General features: G+C 60.3%; 14 protein-coding genes. 10 read left to right on the forward strand and 4 right to left on the reverse strand.

Features of this window, described 5'->3' with window-relative positions:
• Positions 1 to 97 precede the first annotated feature (97 nt).
• Positions 98 to 961: a LysR family transcriptional regulator gene (locus tag HU718_RS13625; protein ID WP_007912548.1), complete on the reverse strand. Its 864-nt coding sequence runs from the start codon at positions 959 to 961 to the stop codon at positions 98 to 100.
• Between the two features lie 370 nt (positions 962 to 1331).
• Positions 1332 to 3050, reverse strand: coding sequence for a hydrogenase maturation protein (locus tag HU718_RS13630; protein WP_186616014.1), 1719 nt, complete (start codon positions 3048 to 3050; stop codon positions 1332 to 1334).
• 296 nt (positions 3051 to 3346) lie between these two features.
• Between HU718_RS13630 and HU718_RS13635 the strand changes: the two genes are divergently transcribed.
• From HU718_RS13635 to HU718_RS13680, 10 genes are all read left to right on the forward strand, one after another.
• Positions 3347 to 3853, forward strand: coding sequence for a sigma-70 family RNA polymerase sigma factor (locus HU718_RS13635; protein ID WP_034152323.1), 507 nt, complete (start codon positions 3347 to 3349; stop codon positions 3851 to 3853).
• Complete coding sequence (locus HU718_RS13640; protein ID WP_150730704.1) at positions 3850 to 4797, forward strand: FecR domain-containing protein; 948 nt, start codon at positions 3850 to 3852, stop codon at positions 4795 to 4797. The genes HU718_RS13635 and HU718_RS13640 overlap by 4 nt, the downstream gene beginning before the upstream one ends.
• Positions 4798 to 4888: 91 nt before the next feature.
• Positions 4889 to 7798, forward strand: coding sequence for a TonB-dependent receptor (locus HU718_RS13645; protein ID WP_186616013.1), 2910 nt, complete (start codon positions 4889 to 4891; stop codon positions 7796 to 7798).
• Positions 7799 to 8068: 270 nt separating this feature from the next.
• The gene (locus HU718_RS13650; protein WP_186616063.1) at positions 8069 to 8545 is read left to right on the forward strand and encodes an antitoxin Xre/MbcA/ParS toxin-binding domain-containing protein; all 477 of its coding nucleotides are present in this window, start codon (positions 8069 to 8071) and stop codon (positions 8543 to 8545) included.
• The gene (locus tag HU718_RS13655; protein ID WP_095120991.1) at positions 8542 to 9045 is read left to right on the forward strand and encodes an RES family NAD+ phosphorylase; all 504 of its coding nucleotides are present in this window, start codon (positions 8542 to 8544) and stop codon (positions 9043 to 9045) included. The genes HU718_RS13650 and HU718_RS13655 overlap by 4 nt, the downstream gene beginning before the upstream one ends.
• A 118-nt stretch (positions 9046 to 9163) precedes the next feature.
• A complete protein-coding gene (locus HU718_RS13660) occupies positions 9164 to 11818 on the forward strand; it encodes a TonB-dependent receptor (RefSeq protein ID WP_186616012.1) in 2655 nt (884 codons plus the stop codon).
• Between the two features lie 226 nt (positions 11819 to 12044).
• A complete protein-coding gene (locus HU718_RS13665; protein WP_186616011.1) occupies positions 12045 to 13886 on the forward strand; it encodes an extracellular solute-binding protein in 1842 nt (613 codons plus the stop codon).
• Positions 13873 to 14937 carry a microcin C ABC transporter permease YejB gene (locus tag HU718_RS13670; RefSeq protein WP_186616010.1) on the forward strand — a complete coding sequence of 355 codons (1065 nt, stop codon included), beginning with the start codon at positions 13873 to 13875 and terminating at the stop codon, positions 14935 to 14937. The genes HU718_RS13665 and HU718_RS13670 overlap by 14 nt, the downstream gene beginning before the upstream one ends.
• Positions 14937 to 15959 carry an ABC transporter permease gene (locus HU718_RS13675; protein ID WP_186616009.1) on the forward strand — a complete coding sequence of 341 codons (1023 nt, stop codon included), beginning with the start codon at positions 14937 to 14939 and terminating at the stop codon, positions 15957 to 15959. Before HU718_RS13670 ends, HU718_RS13675 begins: the two co-directional genes overlap by 1 nt.
• A 1-nt stretch (position 15960) precedes the next feature.
• The gene (locus HU718_RS13680; protein ID WP_186616008.1) at positions 15961 to 17580 is read left to right on the forward strand and encodes an ABC transporter ATP-binding protein; all 1620 of its coding nucleotides are present in this window, start codon (positions 15961 to 15963) and stop codon (positions 17578 to 17580) included.
• A gap of 143 nt (positions 17581 to 17723) precedes the next feature.
• Here HU718_RS13680 and HU718_RS13685 read toward each other — a convergent pair whose 3' ends face one another.
• Positions 17724 to 18041, reverse strand: coding sequence for an SCP2 sterol-binding domain-containing protein (locus HU718_RS13685; protein WP_095126376.1), 318 nt, complete (start codon positions 18039 to 18041; stop codon positions 17724 to 17726).
• Positions 18042 to 18104: 63 nt separating this feature from the next.
• Positions 18105 to 18815 carry a histidine phosphatase family protein gene (locus tag HU718_RS13690; RefSeq protein WP_186616007.1) on the reverse strand — a complete coding sequence of 237 codons (711 nt, stop codon included), beginning with the start codon at positions 18813 to 18815 and terminating at the stop codon, positions 18105 to 18107.
• Positions 18816 to 18891: the final 76 nt, after the last annotated feature.

Raw genomic sequence — 18891 nt, forward strand, 5'->3', positions numbered from 1 at the left:
CGAAAACGTGATCAACGATATTCATTTTTTGGACGGTTCAAGCTAATGCCGCTTTTAGTCGCAGAGGACCTCACAATTAGTGGCAAAATAAGTAAAGTCAACTCAGCGGGTTCCAGCGTTGCGACCAGTCGTCATCGGTGCGGATCACTTCGCGCAGCAGGTGGAAGGCTTGTTGCAGCGTCGCCGAATCGCGGTCGCGTGAGTAGACCAGGTAAGTCGGATAGCCGAATTCTGGGGCCTTGGTCACTGCTTCCAGGGCGCCGCTTTCCAGATAGGTGCGTACCACGCGGGTGCGGAAGTAGCCGCTGCCGCCGTGTTCGAGAATGTATTGCAGGGCCAGTGGGCCGAGGTTGAAGCTTAGCGCCGCTTTGGCTTTTTCCGGCAGGGCGGCGTCATGCTGACGGCGGAAGTCCGGGCCCCAGTCGATGTAGACGTAGGGATCGGGACGATCGGGCGCACGCACCAGAATCAGTTTTTCTTCCAGCACTTGCTCGACCTGCAATCCCGGCCAGTATTCCGGCTGATAGACCAGCGCCGCGTCGAGCACGCCGAGTTCGAGCTGGCGCAGCAGGTTTTCGCCGTCGCGGATTTCCATGCGCAGGGCATGCCCGGGAATTTTCTCGCGCAGCTCCGCCGCCCAACTGAGCATCAACGGGTTGCACAAGCTGACTTCGCCGCCGATGTGCAGCACGTTGTGATACCCCTCGGGCAGCGGCAGATCGCGGCGCGCGGCTTCCCAGGTCTGCACCAGTTGATTGGCGTAGACCACGAAGGCCTCGCCATTGGGCGTCAGTTTCGCCCCGGCGCGGTTGCGCACGAACAGCGTACTGCCCAGCTGACTTTCGAGTTTTTGCACCCGGGCGGTGATCGCCGTTTGCGTGACGAACAGCTTCTGCGCGGCCGCGGCGAGGCTGCCGTGGCGGACGATTTCCAGGAAGGTGCGAGCGAGATCGATGTCCATGGGCGGGCCGGTGTTTGAGGTGTCGGGCATTGTAAAGGCAAAAGCCCCTCACCCTAACCCTCTCCCCGAGGGAGAGGGGACTGACCGAGGTGTCTGGCGTCATACATCGACCTGAAAGATCGGGTCGATTATGGATTCAGAACATGAATCTCACATCGGTGTAGATCTCCAATATCCCCGGCTCGGTTCCCTCTCCTTTGGGAGAGGGGACTGACCGAGGTGTCTTGCGTCATACATCGACCTGAAAGATCGAGGCGATTATGGATTCAGTAGAGATCGTTCATGTCGGCGAACCTCTACAGCATCCCCCAATCGGTCCCCTCTCCCTTGGGAGAGGGCTAGGGTGAGGGGAAAGCAGTCACCGCCAAAATCAACTGGCCAACTCGGTCAAACGCACCCGCGCCCACTCTTCGATCAACCGCGCCGGCGTGCCACACACCTTGCGCTTGTAGACAAAATTTCGGCACTTCTCGGCAAACTGATTGCGGTTGTAGAGCATGTCTTCCTGCATCTCCTGCAACTCGGTTTCGCGACACTGCTGGATCAATACCTGATCAACCCGCGCCTTGCGCTCACGCACCGCGGCATAGGCTGGATCGCTCACCACGCCGTTGGCCCGTTGCAACAACCATAACGAAAACTCATCCGGGCAACGCGGGCCGATTTCCTGAACCATGCCCAGTTGCCACGCCTGCACCGCGCTCACCGGCAGGCACGCCTGAGTCAGTTGCTCGGCCATCGCCGGGCCGACGGCGCGGGGCAGGCTGTAAGTCCAGTATTCGGAGCCATACAAACCCATGCTCTTGTAATGCGGATTGAGCACGACATCGGCGCGGGCAAACACAATATCGGCGGCCAGTGCGAGCATCACGCCACCGGCGCCGGCGTTGCCAGTAACGCCGCTGACCACCAGTTGCCGGGCCGTCAGCAGTTCTGCGCAGACATCATCGATCGCCTGAATATTCGCCCAGGCTTCAGCACCGGGATCCTGCGCAGCCTGGATCACGTTCAAATGCACGCCGTTGGAAAAGCTGCCGCGCCCGCCCTTGATCAGCAACACCTGCGTATCACGGGATTTGGCCCAGCGCAGCGCAGCGACCATGCGCTGGCATTGCTCGGTGCTCATGGCGCCGTTGTAGAACTCGAATGTCAGCTCACCGACGATGCCGGATTCGCGATACCGCAGCGGTTGATAGCCTTCATCACTGAACGGCTGTGTAGCGATCGACCAGTCGAGCACCGGCACGTCGGCCAATTGCTCGGCCAACAGGTGCCGCGCCGGTTGTTTGAAGGTTTCTTCGCCGGGTTGCGGTTTGCGCCGTAGTGCACCGATCCACAGGCTTTGATCGCCGGCTGCGACGAGTACGGCATCGTCATGCACCGCGAGAATTTCGCCGGGCACGCCGCTGCGCGAATCGAGGTGTGCGTCGTAAACGTAATATTGACCGCCGGCCAAGCTGGCCAGCACGCCGGGCTGACCATCGGCGGCATCGATGCAGCGTTTGATGAAGCGCGCGCAGTCGTGCCAGCTGAAACTGCGGTCGACCTGTTTCATGTTCGGCTGCAAACGCCCGCGCACTTTTGCATTGGCATAGTCGAGGACAACCGGTTCAAAGCCCTCGATGAATTTCTCCACCACTTCGCGTATGCAGCGAATCGCCGCATCACTGACCCGGCCGTTATACAGCTCGGATTTGCGCAGGCCCGCCGGCAGGTTGAATTCACAAGTGGCCCACACTGGCCCGGCGTCCATTTCCTCGACCGCTTGCAACGCGGTGACGCCCCAACTCGGCAGCTCGTTGGTAATCGCCCAGTCGAGGGCACTGGCGCCCCGATCGCCGACGATGCCGGGATGAATGATCACCACCGGACGCTGTGCATTGCTCCACAGTGCCTCGGGCACACGGTCCTTGAGGAACGGGCAAATCACCAGATCCGCGCCGCTGTGTTCGATCTGTTCGCATACAGCGTTTTCATCGGTAAACAGCACGACGCTCGGCGAGTGCCCGGCCTCGCGCAGTTCCAGCCAGGCACGTTGGGTCAGGCCGTTAAACGCTGACGACAGCAGAATGATGTTGAGTGGTCGCATGCTTGCTCTTCCTTGAGTGGGTTCGCCGTGGGCTCTCGGTGAGCCGTCCCTGGCTTTCGATGGAGCCGCGAGATTAATCAGTGGCCGGCCACGCGCCAGTGACCGAGGTCAACGTTGTGTCAGCCAATGTTTCTGCGGCGACCAAGTGCCTTATGCTCAATGGTTTGCTTGTGCTGATTTTTTATTACTTCAAATGTCTTCGAGGCTATTGCACAGTCGCGCCTGATCAGAGCCGGACGATCCCGGCAGAACGATGGTTTTTCGCAGCGGGTGGGACCCGTTTCAGGGAGCAAGGCATGGGTGGGTACAACCCGCATTACCAGATCATTGGGCAGATGTTCCAAAAGGACTATCGCTGGCTGTGCGCTGCCGTTGGCCGCACGTTGGGTTGCCCGCACAGTGCGCAGGACATCGCTTCGGAAACCTTTCTGCGGGTGCTGGCATTGCCGGACCCCACGGCCATTCGCGAGCCACGGGCACTGTTGACCACCATCGCCCGGCGACTGGTGTACGAAGGCTGGCGCCGTCAGGACCTTGAACGCGCCTATCTGGAAAGTCTGGCGCTGGCGCCCGAACCGGTGCATCCGTCTCCGGAAGAACGGGCGCTGGTGATCGAAGCGCTGCTGGCGGTCGATCGTTTGCTCAACGGGTTGTCGGCCAAGGCCAAAGCGGCGTTTCTCTACCACCAACTCGACGGCTTGACCTACAGCGAGATCGGCGAACGCCTCGGGGTGTCCACCAGTCGCGTGCAGCAATACATGGTCGAGGCGTTCAAGCGTTGCTATCAGGCCATGCAGGCATGAGGCCGGACGACGCGGTGATCGACGAGGCGGCACAATGGCTGGCGCTGTTGCAATCGGGCGAGGCAGGCATGGCCGAGCGGGCAGCGTTTGAGGCCTGGCGGCTTGCCGATCCACGGCATCAGCAGGTCATCGAACAGATGGGCGGCGGCCTGAATTTGCTGCGCAGCCCGAGCTTGCGCAACGTGCCGCGCAATAGCCTGCTGCACAGTCTCAATGCGCCGTCGAGTCGTCGACGCTTTATCAGCGGCAGTTTGAGTGTGCTCGGTGTTGCGCTGTTAGCCGGATTACTCGGACGGCGCTACGGCTGGCTGCCGGAGGCGGGGGAGTTGTCGACCGGCACCGGTGAACGACGTGACTTCACCTTGGCCGACGGCAGTGCGCTGACCCTCAACGCGCGCAGTCGTGTGGTGCCTTTGTTCGATAGCCAACAGCGCCTGCTCGCTTTGCGCAGCGGCGAGTTGTTGGTCGATGTGGCGAAAGAGTCGGCGCGACCCTTCGTGGTCGAGACCGAGCACGGGCGCATGCGTGCGCTGGGGACGAAATTTCTCGTGCAGTACAGCGAGGATTCGACGCGTTTGGTGATGCTCCATTCGCAGGTCGAAGTGGTCACCGCAGGTGGCGCGCGGCAAGTGGTGGCGGCCGGCGAGAGTCTGCTGTTCAACGGCGCAGGGTTGCTGGCGCTGGAGCGCAGCAGTGGCCAGGAAAGTGCCTGGGTGCAAGGTCGACTGGAAGTGCGCGACCGGCCTCTGCGCGAGGTCATCGACAGCCTGCGCCGCTACCGTCGCGGCATCTTGCATCTGAGCCCGGAAGTCGCCGACCTGCGCCTCAGCGGCCTCTATCCGCTCGACGACAGCGATCGTACGTTGCAGTTGCTGGAGCGCTCGCTGCCGATCCGCGTCACCTGGCACAACCCGTACTGGGTCAGCATCGACGCGCGGTTATAAACCCATAACTTCTTGGCCTAATCGCCGCCCTATAAAAAGAGCCGGCCCGCTGCTCATTCCCTGCAGATGCCTCCAACAGGGAAACCCTTCGATGTTCTCAATCAAACAACAATTACCTCGATTGACCCTCGCCGCTGCCTTGGCGCTGGGCGTCAGTCCATTGGCGGCGGTGGCCCAGGAATCGGCAGCGGCGGTGTTCACTTTCGACATCGCCAGCGGACCGCTCGATGAAGTGCTGCTGGGCATCTCGCGGCAGAGCGGTGTGCCGATTTCCTTCAGCCAAGAACTGGTGCAGGGCAAGCGCAGCGCGGCGGTGCGCGGCGCGTTGGGTGGCCGGCAGGCAGTCGAAAAAGCCTTGCTCGGCAGCGACCTGCAAGTCGAGCAAAGCGCTCAGGGCCTGACCGTTCGCGCAGCCGATGCGCCGGCGAAAGTCACTGCCGTGGCACCGGTCACCAGCGCCGATTACCGCATGGAAAAAGTCACCGTGACCGGTTCGCGCATCGCCCGCGCGCAGAGCGATGGCGCCACGCCGGTCAACGTCATCACCCACGAGGAAATGGAAGCGCGCGGCTACAAAAACGTCTACGACGCCCTTGCGACGCAGACGCAAAACACCGGCATGACCCAAGGCGAAGATTACGGCAACACCTGGCAACCGGCGGCCAGCGCGCTCAACCTGCGCGGCCTCGGCCCGAACCATACGCTGGTGCTGATCAATGGCCGTCGCGTGGCCGACTACCCGACGCCGTACGACGGCAAGGTCAACTTCACCAACCTGGCGAACATTCCGTCGGCGGTCATCGAACGCATCGAAATTCTCAGCAGCGGCGCCTCGGCGATTTACGGCTCGGACGCGATCGCCGGGGTGGTCAACATCATCCTCAAGGACAAGATCAACGGCGTCGACGTCAACCTCAAGGGCGGCACCAGTGAGCGCGGCGGCGGTGACAACCAGCGTTTGCAGATCAGCGGCGGCGGCAGTTGGGGGGATTTTGACGGTTTGTTCGGTCTGGAGCTGACCAACCGTGATCCGATCTGGGCCGATGACCGTGGCTTTATGCAAAACGGCCCGTTGGCGGACGTCGGTTACCGCCGCGACCTGAGCAACAGTCGTTATCTGGGACCGGGTTGCGGTGCTTATCAGGGCACCTTCGACAATAAACTGGTCAACAGCGGCGGGCGCTGCCGCACCGACCAGATGTACAACGATTACTGGACCGTGCAGACCCAGAAGGAAAACTACGACGGCTACACCCGTGGCACCTGGCATTTCAGCGACAGCGGTCAGGTCTTCGCCGATTTGATGTACGGCCTCGACCATATCCAGAACAACACGCGCGGGCCGACCTTCACCTCGCCGGATTTCATCAATCAGAACAGCGGCAATCTGGAGCGCTGGTATCGACGCTTCGGTGAAGAGGAAATCGGTGGTCGCACCAGCAACAACAGCAAGTGGCGCGACACCTCGTGGACCGGCACCCTCGGCCTCTCGGACAAGATCGCCGACACTGGCTGGAGTTACGATCTGGCGGCCAACCGCTCGGAATATCGCAGCGTCAGGACCACGCGCTACACGCCACTGTCTTCGATTCAGGGCTTTTACCTCGGCCCGCAACTCGGTGTCAGCGGCGGTTATCCGGTGTTCGCCCCGGATGCTTCACGGCTCGACCGGCCGCTGACGCCGCAGGAGTGGCAGCAGTTTCGCGGCAACCTCACCCAGAGCAGCAAATCGGTGTCGACCAGTTACAACGCTTCGGTCAACGGTGATCTGTTCGACTTGCCGGCCGGCCCGGTGGGCTTCGCCGGAGTACTGGAAGCGGGCAAACAGGAATACCGCGTCGACCCGGATGACGGCCTCAACGACGGCACGTTTTACGGCGTGAGCCCACAACAAAGTTCCGGTGGTTCGCGCAAGCGCTATGCGGCGGGTGGCGAGTTCAGCATTCCGGTCACCGATACGTTGTTGGCGACTGCCGCCGGACGCTGGGACCAATACAAATTCAGCGGCCGCACCGAGCAGCAGAAAACCTACAACCTGGGACTGGAATGGCGCCCGGTCACCAGCCTGTTGCTGCGCGGCAGTTACGGCACCAGTTTCCGTGCGCCGGACCTGAACTACATCTATCAGTCCGACAGCAACGGCTACTACCCGGCGCAGATCGATTACTACGGTTGCAGCCAGGGTGTGGAAGGCGCGTGTGATCGTGGGCGGGTCGATTACACCCAGAGCGGTACGGCGAATCTGGAGTCTGAACGCGGCAAATCGTGGACCTACGGCTTTGTCTGGTCGCCGTCGCGCAACTTCGATTTCTCCACGGATTTCTGGCGTGTCGAGATCGACGATCTGCTGACCACCGTAGATGAAAACCGCTTGTTGCAACAAGAGAACGAGTGCCGCAACGGTACGCAGGACATCAATTCGGCCAATTGCCAGTCGACCCTGGCGCGCATCGATCGCAACGCCGGCAATGCCGCAGTCGATCCGAACCAGTTGAACCGCGTGCGAGTCAACGCGATCAACGCCGCCAGCGAGCGGGTCAGTGGTCTGGATTTCAAGAGCAACATCCGCTGGGGCGCCGGGCAGTACGGCGCGTTCAGTTCGGCGCTGGGTTACACCCTGGTGCTTTCGCATTACTACAAGGAATCTGAGGAAGCGCCGACGCAAGACTGGCGTACTTCACGCACCAATTACGACTGGCGCAGCAAGGTCAACGCCAGCCTGACCTGGGATTATCAGAAAGCCACGGCGACGCTGATGGGCATTCGCTACGGCTCGGTCACCAATGGCGCGGGAGACGGGCGTCTGTCGCCGTGGACGGTGTTCAACGCCAGTGCGCGTTACAAACTCAATGACCGGGCAAGTGTCGGTCTGACCGTGAACAACGTGCTCAATCAGGTCAAACACGATGATTCAGCGGGGTGGCCGTATTACCCGACCGGCAACTATGACCCGTACGGGCGGCAATGGTGGTTGGACGTGAGTTATCACTTCGGCGGCTGAGGGCAGGAATCTCGCGTTGACGTCCTACGGAAAATGGCGGGTTTTGCGGTAAGCAGGGGATATTTCCGACGACTTTTTCAGGTTGGTCGTCGGAAGCGCGATCTATAGCATCGGACCTGACATTGAAGTCGCTGAGCGGCTTGAACGCTCAGGCTCCCAGATCAAGGATCAATTATGCGTACACCACACATTCAGCATGAAACCTCTGTTTATTCCCTGCGCAACTTCTGGATCGACGATCGCGCCAGATGCCCCATGGAGGATGTCGCGATGCCCACAGCAAAAGTGCCCCGGCTGACGGGGCTGAAGAAGGTCGCGGGCAAGCCTGTCGATTTGCTCGTGCATGGCCAGGACCTCGGTGACGACGCCATGCTGATTGTCCGCCTTACCGAGGAGGGCTTTGAGCTGAGCGACGTCGTCAACATGCTTTCGACTTCCGAAATGTACCTGTGCGAAGACATGGTCAAACGCATCACCGGCCGGTCTGTCAGAACCGTGCAGCGGCTGTTGAAGGAAGGCAAATCGATACGGCTTGACTCGCAGCAGAGTGTTGTCGCCTACCAATATGCGCTGGTGCTGGAGATGGCCACTCGTGCGTTCGGGGGGCTGCCACAGGCGGAGGTATGGATGCAGAAATCCACCCCTTACCTTAACGGCTACGTGCCGTTGGAACTGACCCACCATCCGCTCGGTTTCCAGATGGTCGAGCAATACTTGTGTCGGCTCCTGTACGGGGGTTACCCATGAATCCCTTGCCTTGGGAAGGGCACTGGTATGGCTGGCGCCTTGATCAGGAGGCCTACGGAGAGACATGGGACAGCGGGATGGGTTCAAAACTGAAGGGCGGTCGATGGAATGCGCCTGGCCGGCGAGTCGTCTATGCATCTGTTGACCCGTCCTCGGCCATTCTGGAGGTGGCGGCCAATAACAGTTTTGATGCACTGGACAGAGAGCCTTATGTGCTGACGTGCTTTGAAGTCATCCGAGATGCACGGGTCAAAGTCGTTCAGCCTGAAGAGGTACCGAATCCTTACTGGTTGAGTCCCGCGTGGCCGTCGCCCAATCAACAGCGGTTTGCCGACGCTTTACTGGATGAGCATCCGTTTGTCCTGATTCCCTCGGCGGCAACCCGCCACTCGTGGAATCTGCTGGTGAGCTGCGACCTCGCAGAGGGGCAGTTCAAGATGGTCTCCCAGGAGCGGTTTGGCCTGGATACCCGGTTGTTGAGGGAGGTGACATTGGCTTGATGCGGACGCACGGCATTTTGTGCATAACCTCATCACCCAACGGTCTAAACCGCCCTCTATAAATCCTTATTCGTCATTGCACATCCCTGCATAAACCAAAACGCAGGGATGGCTGTTCATGATTCAGTTTTCACCCGTCAAATCACCTTTGAGCCTGGCCTTGCTGCTGGCAATCAACACGCTGCCGGCCATCGCCGCCGACGGCACGGCAACCGAACCGACCACTCAACTGCAGCGTGTCGAAGTCACGGGGACGGCAATCCGCCGGGTCGATGCAGAAACCGCAGTGCCGGTGACCATCCTGCGCGTCGAAGAGTTACGCGAGCAGGGCGTGTCCACCACCGAGGAACTGGTCAGCCGGATATCCGCCAACCAGTCTTCGGTCGGCTCCGGGCGTTCGGTGGGTTCAAGCAGTGGCGGGGCGTCTTATGCGGATCTGCGCGGCATCGGCGCCAATAAAACCTTGGTGCTGCTCAACGGTCGGCGTCTGAGCAACAACGCCACCAATGCGATCAACGGCTCGGGTGTCGATCTCAACACCATTCCGTTCGCTGCCATCGACCGCGTCGAAGTGCTGCGTGATGGCGCCTCGGCGCTGTACGGCACCGATGCGATTGGCGGGGTGATCAACTTCATCACCAAGACCAGCCTCACCGAAGGGCAGATCAGCACCAACTACGACACGCCAACCCATTCGGGGGGCGGTGAAAGTAGAAACTTCAGCGGCAGTTGGGGCTTCGGTGATTTGCAGGATGATCGCTTCAACGTGTTTGGTGTGGTCAGTTACGACAAGCAGCAACGCCTGGCCGCTGAGGATCGCGGCTACACCTACAACTATCAGCCGAACCGTGGACTCGATTACACCTCCGGCACCGCTTCGCCGGCCAACTGGAGCCAGGGCAGTAACGCCACCAACCCTTTGGCCGGTTCTGGCTGCAACGCACCGGGTTTGCTGGCGCGCAACGGCATCTGCCGGCAGAGCCTGTGGAACTACCTTGATCTGGTGCCGGAAACGGAGAAGACCTCGGCCTTCGCCAAAGCCACCGGCAAGCTGTCGGACGATCACAACGTCAGCCTCGAATACTTCTGGGCGCAAAACGAAAACCGCACGCAAATCGGCCCCGGCACTTTGATGGGTAATCAGGTCAACCCCGGCACGGCGTTCTATCCGGGCAACGGCATCACCCCAGGGCCGAACGGTTTTGCCCTCGACCCGACGCAACCGGTCGACGTGAACTGGCGCGAAACTGCCGTCGGCGCGCGTCAACACGAAGACGACAACACCAGTCAGCGTTTGCTGCTGAGTTTCGACGGCACGCTGGTCGGCTGGGATTACAACCTCGGCGCCTCGTACAACCAGAACAAAGTGGTCAACAGCATTCAGGACGGTTACGTCAACGACCGCGCCGTCAGCGCCGGTATTGCCAACGGCGTGATCAACCCGTTCGGCCCGCAGACGGCTGCCGGTTCCGCGCTGTTGGCGGCCAACGCGGTGGAGGGTGATTACGCCACGGCGGTAGGGCGGGTGAAGGCCATCGATGGGCGCATCAGTCGTGAAATCGGCGACTGGTTCGGGGCCGGCCCTTCGGCATTGGCGCTGGGCGGCGAGTACCGCAAGGAAGACTTCCACCAGGATTTCGCGGCATTTGCCGGCGACGTGCAAAGCCTCGGTGTCGATCCGAACGGCAGCGTTGCCGGAGATCGCAGCGTTTCCGCCGAGTACGCCGAGGTCAACGTGCCGGTGCTCGACAGCCTCGAACTGTCCGCCGCCGTACGCCACGACAAGTACAGCGACTTCGGCAGCACCACCAATCCGAAGTACTCGTTCCGCTTCCAGCCGTTCAAGGAACTGGTGGTACGTGGTGCCTACAGCGAAGGGTTCCGTGCACCGTCGTTGTATGAGCTGTACAACCCGACCTTTACCAGTTTCACCAATGCCAACTACAACGATCCACGTCTGTGCGCTGGCGGCAATCCGAGCAATGGCGGCATCGCCAACCGTGATTGCGCGCAGCAGTTCAATCGCACCAGCGGCGGCAATACCGACCTCAGCCCGGAAACCGCGCGCAACGTTACCCTCGGGTTTGTCTATCAACCGTTTGAGCGCCTGAGCGCCGGGATGGATTTCTGGTGGATCGACATCGCCAACCAGATTGCCGAGTTCCCCGAATCGGCTGTGTTCGAGAATCCTGAGCTGTACCCGGATCGGCTGGTGCGCAAGCCGGATGGCTCCATCGATCACATCGTCACCGGCCTGGCCAACCTCGGCAAGATCAAGACCAACGGCGTCGACGTCAGCTTCGATTACCGTTTGCCGAGCACGCCGTACGGAAACTTCGGCATCGGCCTGCAAGGCACTTACGTCACCCGTTATGACTATCAGCAGCAACTCAAGGGCGACTATATCGACAAGCTGGGCGATTTCCGTGGCGGTGACTTTGCCTCGGCGGGTGCCGTGGCGCGCTGGCGCCACAGCCTGACCGGCAGCTGGAATTACGGCCCGTTCGGCGCCGCGCTCACCAACCGCTACACCAGCGGTTACCACGACTCCGATCGCGACACCCACGATTACGTCGGCTCGTACAACGTCTGGGATCTGGCCGGTACTTACACCTGGCGCAAGACCCTGAGCGTGACCCTTGGCGCGAAAAACCTGTTCGACCGCGAGCCACCGTTCAGCAACCAGACCTACACGTTCCAGAGCGGCTACGACCCGAAATATGGCGATCCGTTTGGGCGGACGCTGTACACGCGGGTCAGTTACAAGTTTTGAAAATGCTCAGAGATGGCGGGTTTTAGTCACCTATTGATCTAAAGCACGCCCTATAAAAATCGCCGGCCTGTTGCACATCACAGGTAGGCAGGATGTGTGGTGACTGGCCCGGCGTTATCGCGAGCAGGCTCACTCCTACATTGGATTTGTGTTCACCGCAGACCCTTGTAGGAGTGAGCCTGCTCGCGATGAGGCCAGTAGCAGCACCGTGTAAAAGGATCTGCCCATGTTCTCCAGGCTCATTTTATTCAGCGCATGTGCGCTATTAACCCCGTTCAGTTGGGCCGCCCCGCAACCGGCGTTAACGGTCTACGGCGAACCCGCCAAATACGCCCCCGACTTCCAGCACCTGGCCTACGCCAATCCCGACGCACCGAAGGGCGGCAGCCTGCGCCGTTCTTCGCTGGAAAGCGGCCCGTTCGATCACCTGATGCCTTACACCGACAAAGGCACCGGCGTGGCCGATATCGATGGCTGGCTCTACGCGCCACTGGCCTATCGCAGCAAGGACGAGCCCTACAGCGTCTACGGTCTGGTGGCGCAGCAGATGGAGCTGGATCCGGATCGCCGCTGGATCCGCTTCTATCTGAACCCGAAGGCACGCTTCGACGACGGCACGCCGATCACTGCCGAAGACGTGCGCTACACCTTCAACCTGTTCATCACCCAGGGCAGCCTCAAATACCGCCAGCAGTTTCGCGATGTCGCTGAAGTCGTCGTGGAGTCGCCGACACAAGTGCGCTTCCTCTTCAAGAACAACGACAGCCGCACCTTGCCGCTGGACCTGGCGACACTGCCGGTGCTGCCCGAACATTGGTGGCGGACTCGTGATTTCGCCGAGGGCGGCGGTTTCGAAATTCCGCCGGGCAGTGGCCCGTATCGCATCAGCGCGGTGGATGCCGGGCGCAGCGTGAAATTCCAGCGGGTGCAGGACTGGTGGGCCAAGGATCTGCCGATCACCCGTGGGCTGTACAACTTCGATCAGTTAAGCGTGGAGTTCTTCGCCGACACCGACGTGTCGCGGCAGGTGCTCAAGGCCGGCGGCTTCGATTACAACCGCGAGTTCTCCGCCACCAGTTTCACCATCGGTTACGCGGGCGCTGCACTCGAGCAAGGCAAATTGCTTCGTGAACATCTCGCACCCGGTGCTGCGCAAGGCGCGCAGGGCTTTGTGTTCAACCTGCAAAAACCGCTGTTTCAGGATCGCCGGGTGCGTCAGGCCATCGCCATGCTTTGGGATTTCGAATGGAGCAACCGGCAAATGATGCGCAGCATGTACCTGCGTCAGCGCAGCTTCTTCTCGCACAGCGCACTGGCGGCCACTGCATTGCCGGATGCCGAAGAGCTGAAGATTCTTGAGCCGTTGCGCGGAAAGATTCCCGATGAAGTGTTCACCACGGTGTTTGAAGCACCGAAAACCGACGGCAGTGGCAATATCCGCGCTGAACAACTACAAGCGCTGAAACTGCTGGAGGCCGCTGGCTGGAAACCTCAGGGCGATCAGTTGGTGAACGCCAATGGTGAGCCGCTGCACTTCACGTTTCTCAACGGTCAGAAAGGTTTCGAACGGCTGTTATTGCCGTTCAAACGCAACCTGGCGCAAATCGGCATCGGCTTCGATATTCGCCAGGTCGACACCGCGCAATACACCAACCGCGTGCGCAATCGCGACTACGACATGATCGTCGCCGGTTACCCGGTGAGTCAGGCACCGGGGCGCGAGATGTTCAATTACTTCGGCTCCGACGGTGCCGCTGATCCCGGCTCGAACAATTACATGGTGCTGCGCGATCCGGCCGTCGATGCACTGCTCGAAGGGTTGGTGCAGGCCGACAATCGCCAGAGTCTGCTGCGTCACGCCCATGCACTGGATCGAGTGTTGCAATGGGGCTACTACTGGGTGCCCAACTATTACCCGCCGGGGATTTCCACGGTGTGGTGGAACCGCTTCGGCCGGCCGGCGATTGCGCCGCTGTACGACGCCGGTCTCGACACTTGGTGGGAAATCAGCCCGACCGCACTGACCACTACTCAGATGCCCAAGGAGTACAGCCATGTGGGGTTATAGCCTGCGGCGTCTGCTGCTGATCGTGCCGACCTTGCTGGCGATCCTGCTGGTCAATTTTGTCATCGTGCAAGCCGCGCCCGGTGGCCCGGTCGAGCAGGCCATTGCACGCTTGCAGGGAATTGGCGTCGGCGCGGCAGTGGGCTCCAGCCATGTAGAAACGATCGGTGGCGAATCCCGCGCGACCCGTGGGCTGGACCCGAAACTGGTGGCTGATATCGAGCGTCAGTACGGCTTCGATAAACCCGCCAGCGAGCGCTTGTGGCTGATGCTCAAAAGCTATGCGCAACTGGATTTCGGTCAGAGTTTCTTTCGCGGTGCCAGCGTCACCGAATTGATCTGGCAGAAACTGCCGGTGACCGTTTCGCTGGGTCTGTGGGCGACGTTGATCACCTATCTGGTGTCGATTCCGCTGGGCATTCGCAAAGCCGTACACAACGGCTCGGCGTTCGATGTCTGGAGCAGCGTGGCGATCATCATCGGTTATGCGCTGCCGGGATTTCTCTTTGCGCTGCTGCTGATCGTGGTGTTTGCCGGTGGCACGGCGCTGGACTGGTTTCCGGTGCGCGGGCTGGTCTCGGACAACTTCGCCGAGCTGTCGCCGTGGGCCAAGGTGGCTGACTATTTCTGGCACTTGGTGCTGCCGGTGATTGCCCTGGTTATCGGCGGTTTTGCCACGTTGACGATCCTCACCAAGAACAGTTTTCTCAACGAGATCTCACGGCTGTACGTGGTGACCGCGCGTGCCAAAGGACTGAGTCAAAGGCAGGTGTTGTACGGCCATGTGTTTCGCAATGCGATGCTGCTGGTCGTCGCCGGTTTGCCGCAAGCATTGGTGACGGTGTTTTTCGGCGGCTCGTTGCTGATCGAAGTGATCTTTTCCCTCGATGGTCTCGGTCGCCTGAGCTACGAAGCGGCGGTCGCCCGCGATTACCCGGTGGTGTTCGGCTCGCTGTTCATCTTCACCTTGTTCGGCCTGCTGATAAAACTGCTCGGCGACCTTTGCTACACGCTGGTCGACCCGCGCATCGACTTCACCGCGAGGGCTGCCTGATGCTGACGTTATCTCCAATCGGCCAGCGCCGCTGGGCGCGCTTCAAGGCGCATCGCCGCGGCTGGTGGTCGCTGTGGCTGTTTATCTTGTTGTTTGGCGTGAGCCTTGGCGGGGAACTGGTGGCCAATGACAAACCGCTGCTGGTGGCGTATCAGGGCGACTGGTATTTCCCGGCGTTCAAGCGCTACACCGAGCAGGATTTCGGTGGTGAGTTGCCGTTTCAACCGGACTATCGCAGCGCGCAGGTGCGGCAATTAATAGAGGGGCAGGGCGGGCGGATGTGGTTTGCGCCGATTCCGTTCGCGTTCGACACGGTCAATTACGACCTGACGGAACCGGCACCGAGTCCGCCCAGTAGCGAGAACTGGCTGGGCACTGATGATCAGGCGCGCGATGTGCTGGCGCGGGTGATTTTCGGCACACGTGTATCGCTGCTGTTTGCCTTGGCGCTGACGGCGGCGAGTGCAGTGATTGGCATCGCTGCCGGCGCGTTGCAGGGTTACTACGGCGGTTGGGTCGACTTGATCGGTCAGCGCTTGCTGGAGGTCTGGTCGGGGCTGCCGGTGTTGTACCTGCTGATCATTCTGTCCGGGTTCGTCGAGCCGAATTTCTGGTGGTTGCTGGGGATCATGGCGCTGTTTTCCTGGTTGAGCCTGGTCGATGTGGTGCGGGCCGAGTTCCTGCGCAGTCGCGGTCTGGAATATGTGAAAGCAGCGCGGGCGCTGGGTGTCGGCGATGCGCAAGTGATCGTTCGGCACATCCTGCCCAATGCCATGAGCGCAACGCTGACTTATCTGCCGTTCATTCTCACTGGGGCAATCGCAACCTTGTCCGGGCTGGATTTTCTCGGTTTCGGCATGCCGGCCGGCAGCGCGTCGTTGGGCGAGTTGATCGGTCAGGGCAAGAGCAATCTGCAAGCGCCGTGGCTGGGCTTGACCGCTTTCTTTGCCTTGGCGCTGATCCTTTCATTGCTGGTATTCATCGGCGAGGCCTGCCGCGATGCGTTTGATCCGAGGACTTGAGATGCCTGAACATCTGATCGAAATACGCGACCTGCGCGTCGCGTTCAATGGCCAGGCCGTGGTGCACGGCATCGACCTTGATATCCGCCCCGGCGAATGTCTGGCGCTGGTTGGAGAATCCGGCTCCGGTAAATCGGTGACGGCGCATAGCATTCTGCAATTGCTTGACCCGGCCATCAGCCGGATCGACGGCAGCATCCGTTATGCTGGCGAAGAGCTGCTTGGCGTGCATGAGCGCTACTTGCGGCAATTGCGGGGCAACCGCATCGCGATGATTTTTCAGGAGCCGATGAGTTCACTGAATCCTTTGCACACGATTGAGCGGCAACTGGGCGAAAGCCTTGCGCTGCACAAGGGGCTGGCCGGGGCGGCGGCGCGCCAACGGATTTTGGAGCTGCTGGAATTGGTCGGTATTCAACATCCGCGCGAACGGCTCAAGGCCTATCCGCATCAACTGTCGGGCGGACAACGGCAACGGGTGATGATCGCCATGGCGCTGGCCTGCGAGCCGCAGTTGCTGATCGCCGACGAGCCGACTACGGCGCTGGACGTGACCGTGCAACGCAAGATTTTGTTGCTGCTCAAAGAACTGCAGGAGCGGCTGGGCATGGCGTTGTTGATCATCAGTCATGATCTGAATCTGGTGCGAAACATCGCTCAGCAGGTGGCGGTCATGCGCGGCGGTCTGATCGTCGAACAGGCGTCGTGTGAACAGTTGTTCAGTTCGCCGCAACATCCTTACAGCATCGAATTGCTCAACGCTGAACCGGGTGGCGAAGCGTTGAGCCGGGAGCCCGCCGAGGATTTGCTGGAGGTGCGTGATCTCAATGTACGCTTTCGTTTGGGCGGCGGATGGCTGCGCGCGAAGTCGTACTTGCACGCGGTCAACGGCATTGACTTGAATCTTCAGCGCGGCAAAACCTTGGGGATTGTCGGCGAATCCGGTTCCGGCAAGTCGACGCTGGGCCAGGCGATTCTGCGTTTGCTCGATGCTCAAGGCAGTATTCGCTTTCAAGGCGAGGCGCTGGAGCACTTGAGCGGCAAACAACTCCGGCCACTGCGCAAACGCCTGCAAGTGGTGTTTCAGGATCCGTTTGGCAGCCTCAGTCCGCGCCTGTGTGTGGAGCAGATCATCGCTGAAGGTTTACAGGTGCACAGCGATTTGACCGCCAGCGAGCGCGAGAGCGCAGTGATCGATGTGCTGCGTGAAGTCGGTCTCGATCCGGCCACCCGCCATCGCTATCCCCACGAGTTTTCCGGCGGGCAGCGGCAACGCATCGCCATTGCCCGGGCGCTGGTGCTCAAGCCCGACTTGATCCTGCTGGATGAACCGACGTCGGCACTGGATCGCACGGTGCAGAAGCAGATCGTGGCTTTGCTGCGGCGTTTGCAGGCGGAACACGGCTTGACCTATCTGTTCATCAGCCACGATCTGGCGGTGGTGCGCGCGTTGGCCCATGACTTGATTGTGATGAAGGACGGTGAAGTGGTGGAGCGTGGCGAGACGAATGCGCTGTTTCATGCCGCGCAGCATTCGTATACCCGGGAGTTGCTGGCCGCTTCGTTCACTGACGACCCCATATCAAATGTGGGAGCGAGCCTGCTCGCGAATGCGATGTGACAGGTAACGGTGATGTCGACTGAGTTGACGCCTTCGCGAGCAAGCTCGCTCCCACAGGTCTTGGGTGCGAGCAGTAATCCTCAGCGCTCGAATGTAAAAATCCCGCCATGAAGGCGGGATTTTTGTGTCACTGAACGTCGCTATTACGACGGGAACAGCTCGGACAGTTTCATCGACAGCATCATGTCGCCTTCAACGCGCAGCTTGCCGCCCATGAAAGCCTGCATGCCGTCGGTTTCACCGCTGACGATACCTTTCAGGGTTTCGCTGTCCAGCACCAGCGTGCAGTTGGCGTCCGGGTTTTCGCCTTCCTGGATGTCGCAAGTGCCGTCTTTGACGATCAGCGAGTACTGCTTGTCTTCGTCAGTGATGTTGAAACCGAAGACCAGATCCAGACCGGCAGCAGCGGCTGGGTTGAACTTGGCTTGCATTTCTTTTACGGCATCGGCTACGGAGGTCATGGTTCGATCCTTTCTTGGTAATAGGAGCTGGTTGATTACAGCAAGGTTCACAGCTAACCGGACTCAGCGGAAAGTGATGAGTTCCGGAGCCTTCAACAACTGCAGATGCACATGACTGTTGAAGGAGGCCAAAGCCACCTCGCGACCGCGGAACTTCAGCTGGTTGAGCGAGGTGTTGACGATTTGCCAGTTCAATTCAAAGGCCTGTTTCGCAGGCATTTGCGTAATGAGGTGGAGCAGGGCAGTGATGGTGCCGCCGGAGGTGAACACGGCGATTTTCTGATTTTTATCGGCCAGATCGAGTATGCGCTGCAGCCCGGCCTGAACCCGTTCGACGAAACCCAGCCAGCTTTCCAGCCCCGGTGTGTCATAAGTGCCGGCCAGCCAGCGCTCGATGATCAGGGCGAAAATGCGTTGGAATTCACCACGGTTCTGCGCGGCGTTGCGCAGGATGTCGAGAGCTTCCGGCTCGTCTGCCAGCATGTCCGGGAGCAGGGCGCGGATCACCGCGTCGGCATCGAACTCGTTGAAGGCGGAATCGGTTTCCAGCGTCGGTACTGGCAGCCCTTTGGCGGTGAATTGCGCCAGCGCGCTGGTGGCCGTGTGCTGCTGGCGACGCAGGTCACCGGCGAGGCAGCGATCGAAGCTGATACCCAGTTCAGCGAGGTGCTGACCGAGGATTTCTGCCTGGCGCACACCGGTCGGCGACAGGACGTCATAGTCGTCTGCACCAAAGGAGGCCTGGCCATGTCGAATCAAGTAGATGCTGCCCACGTCCGCGTCATCCCGGTACGTTGAAGGTTGTGGCGAGGTTATGAGGATGACGGTTAGCTGTCAATGAAAAAACATA

Origin of the sequence: Pseudomonas tensinigenes, assembly GCF_014268445.2 — a bacterium.
Lineage (GTDB): Bacteria > Pseudomonadota > Gammaproteobacteria > Pseudomonadales > Pseudomonadaceae > Aquipseudomonas > Aquipseudomonas tensinigenes.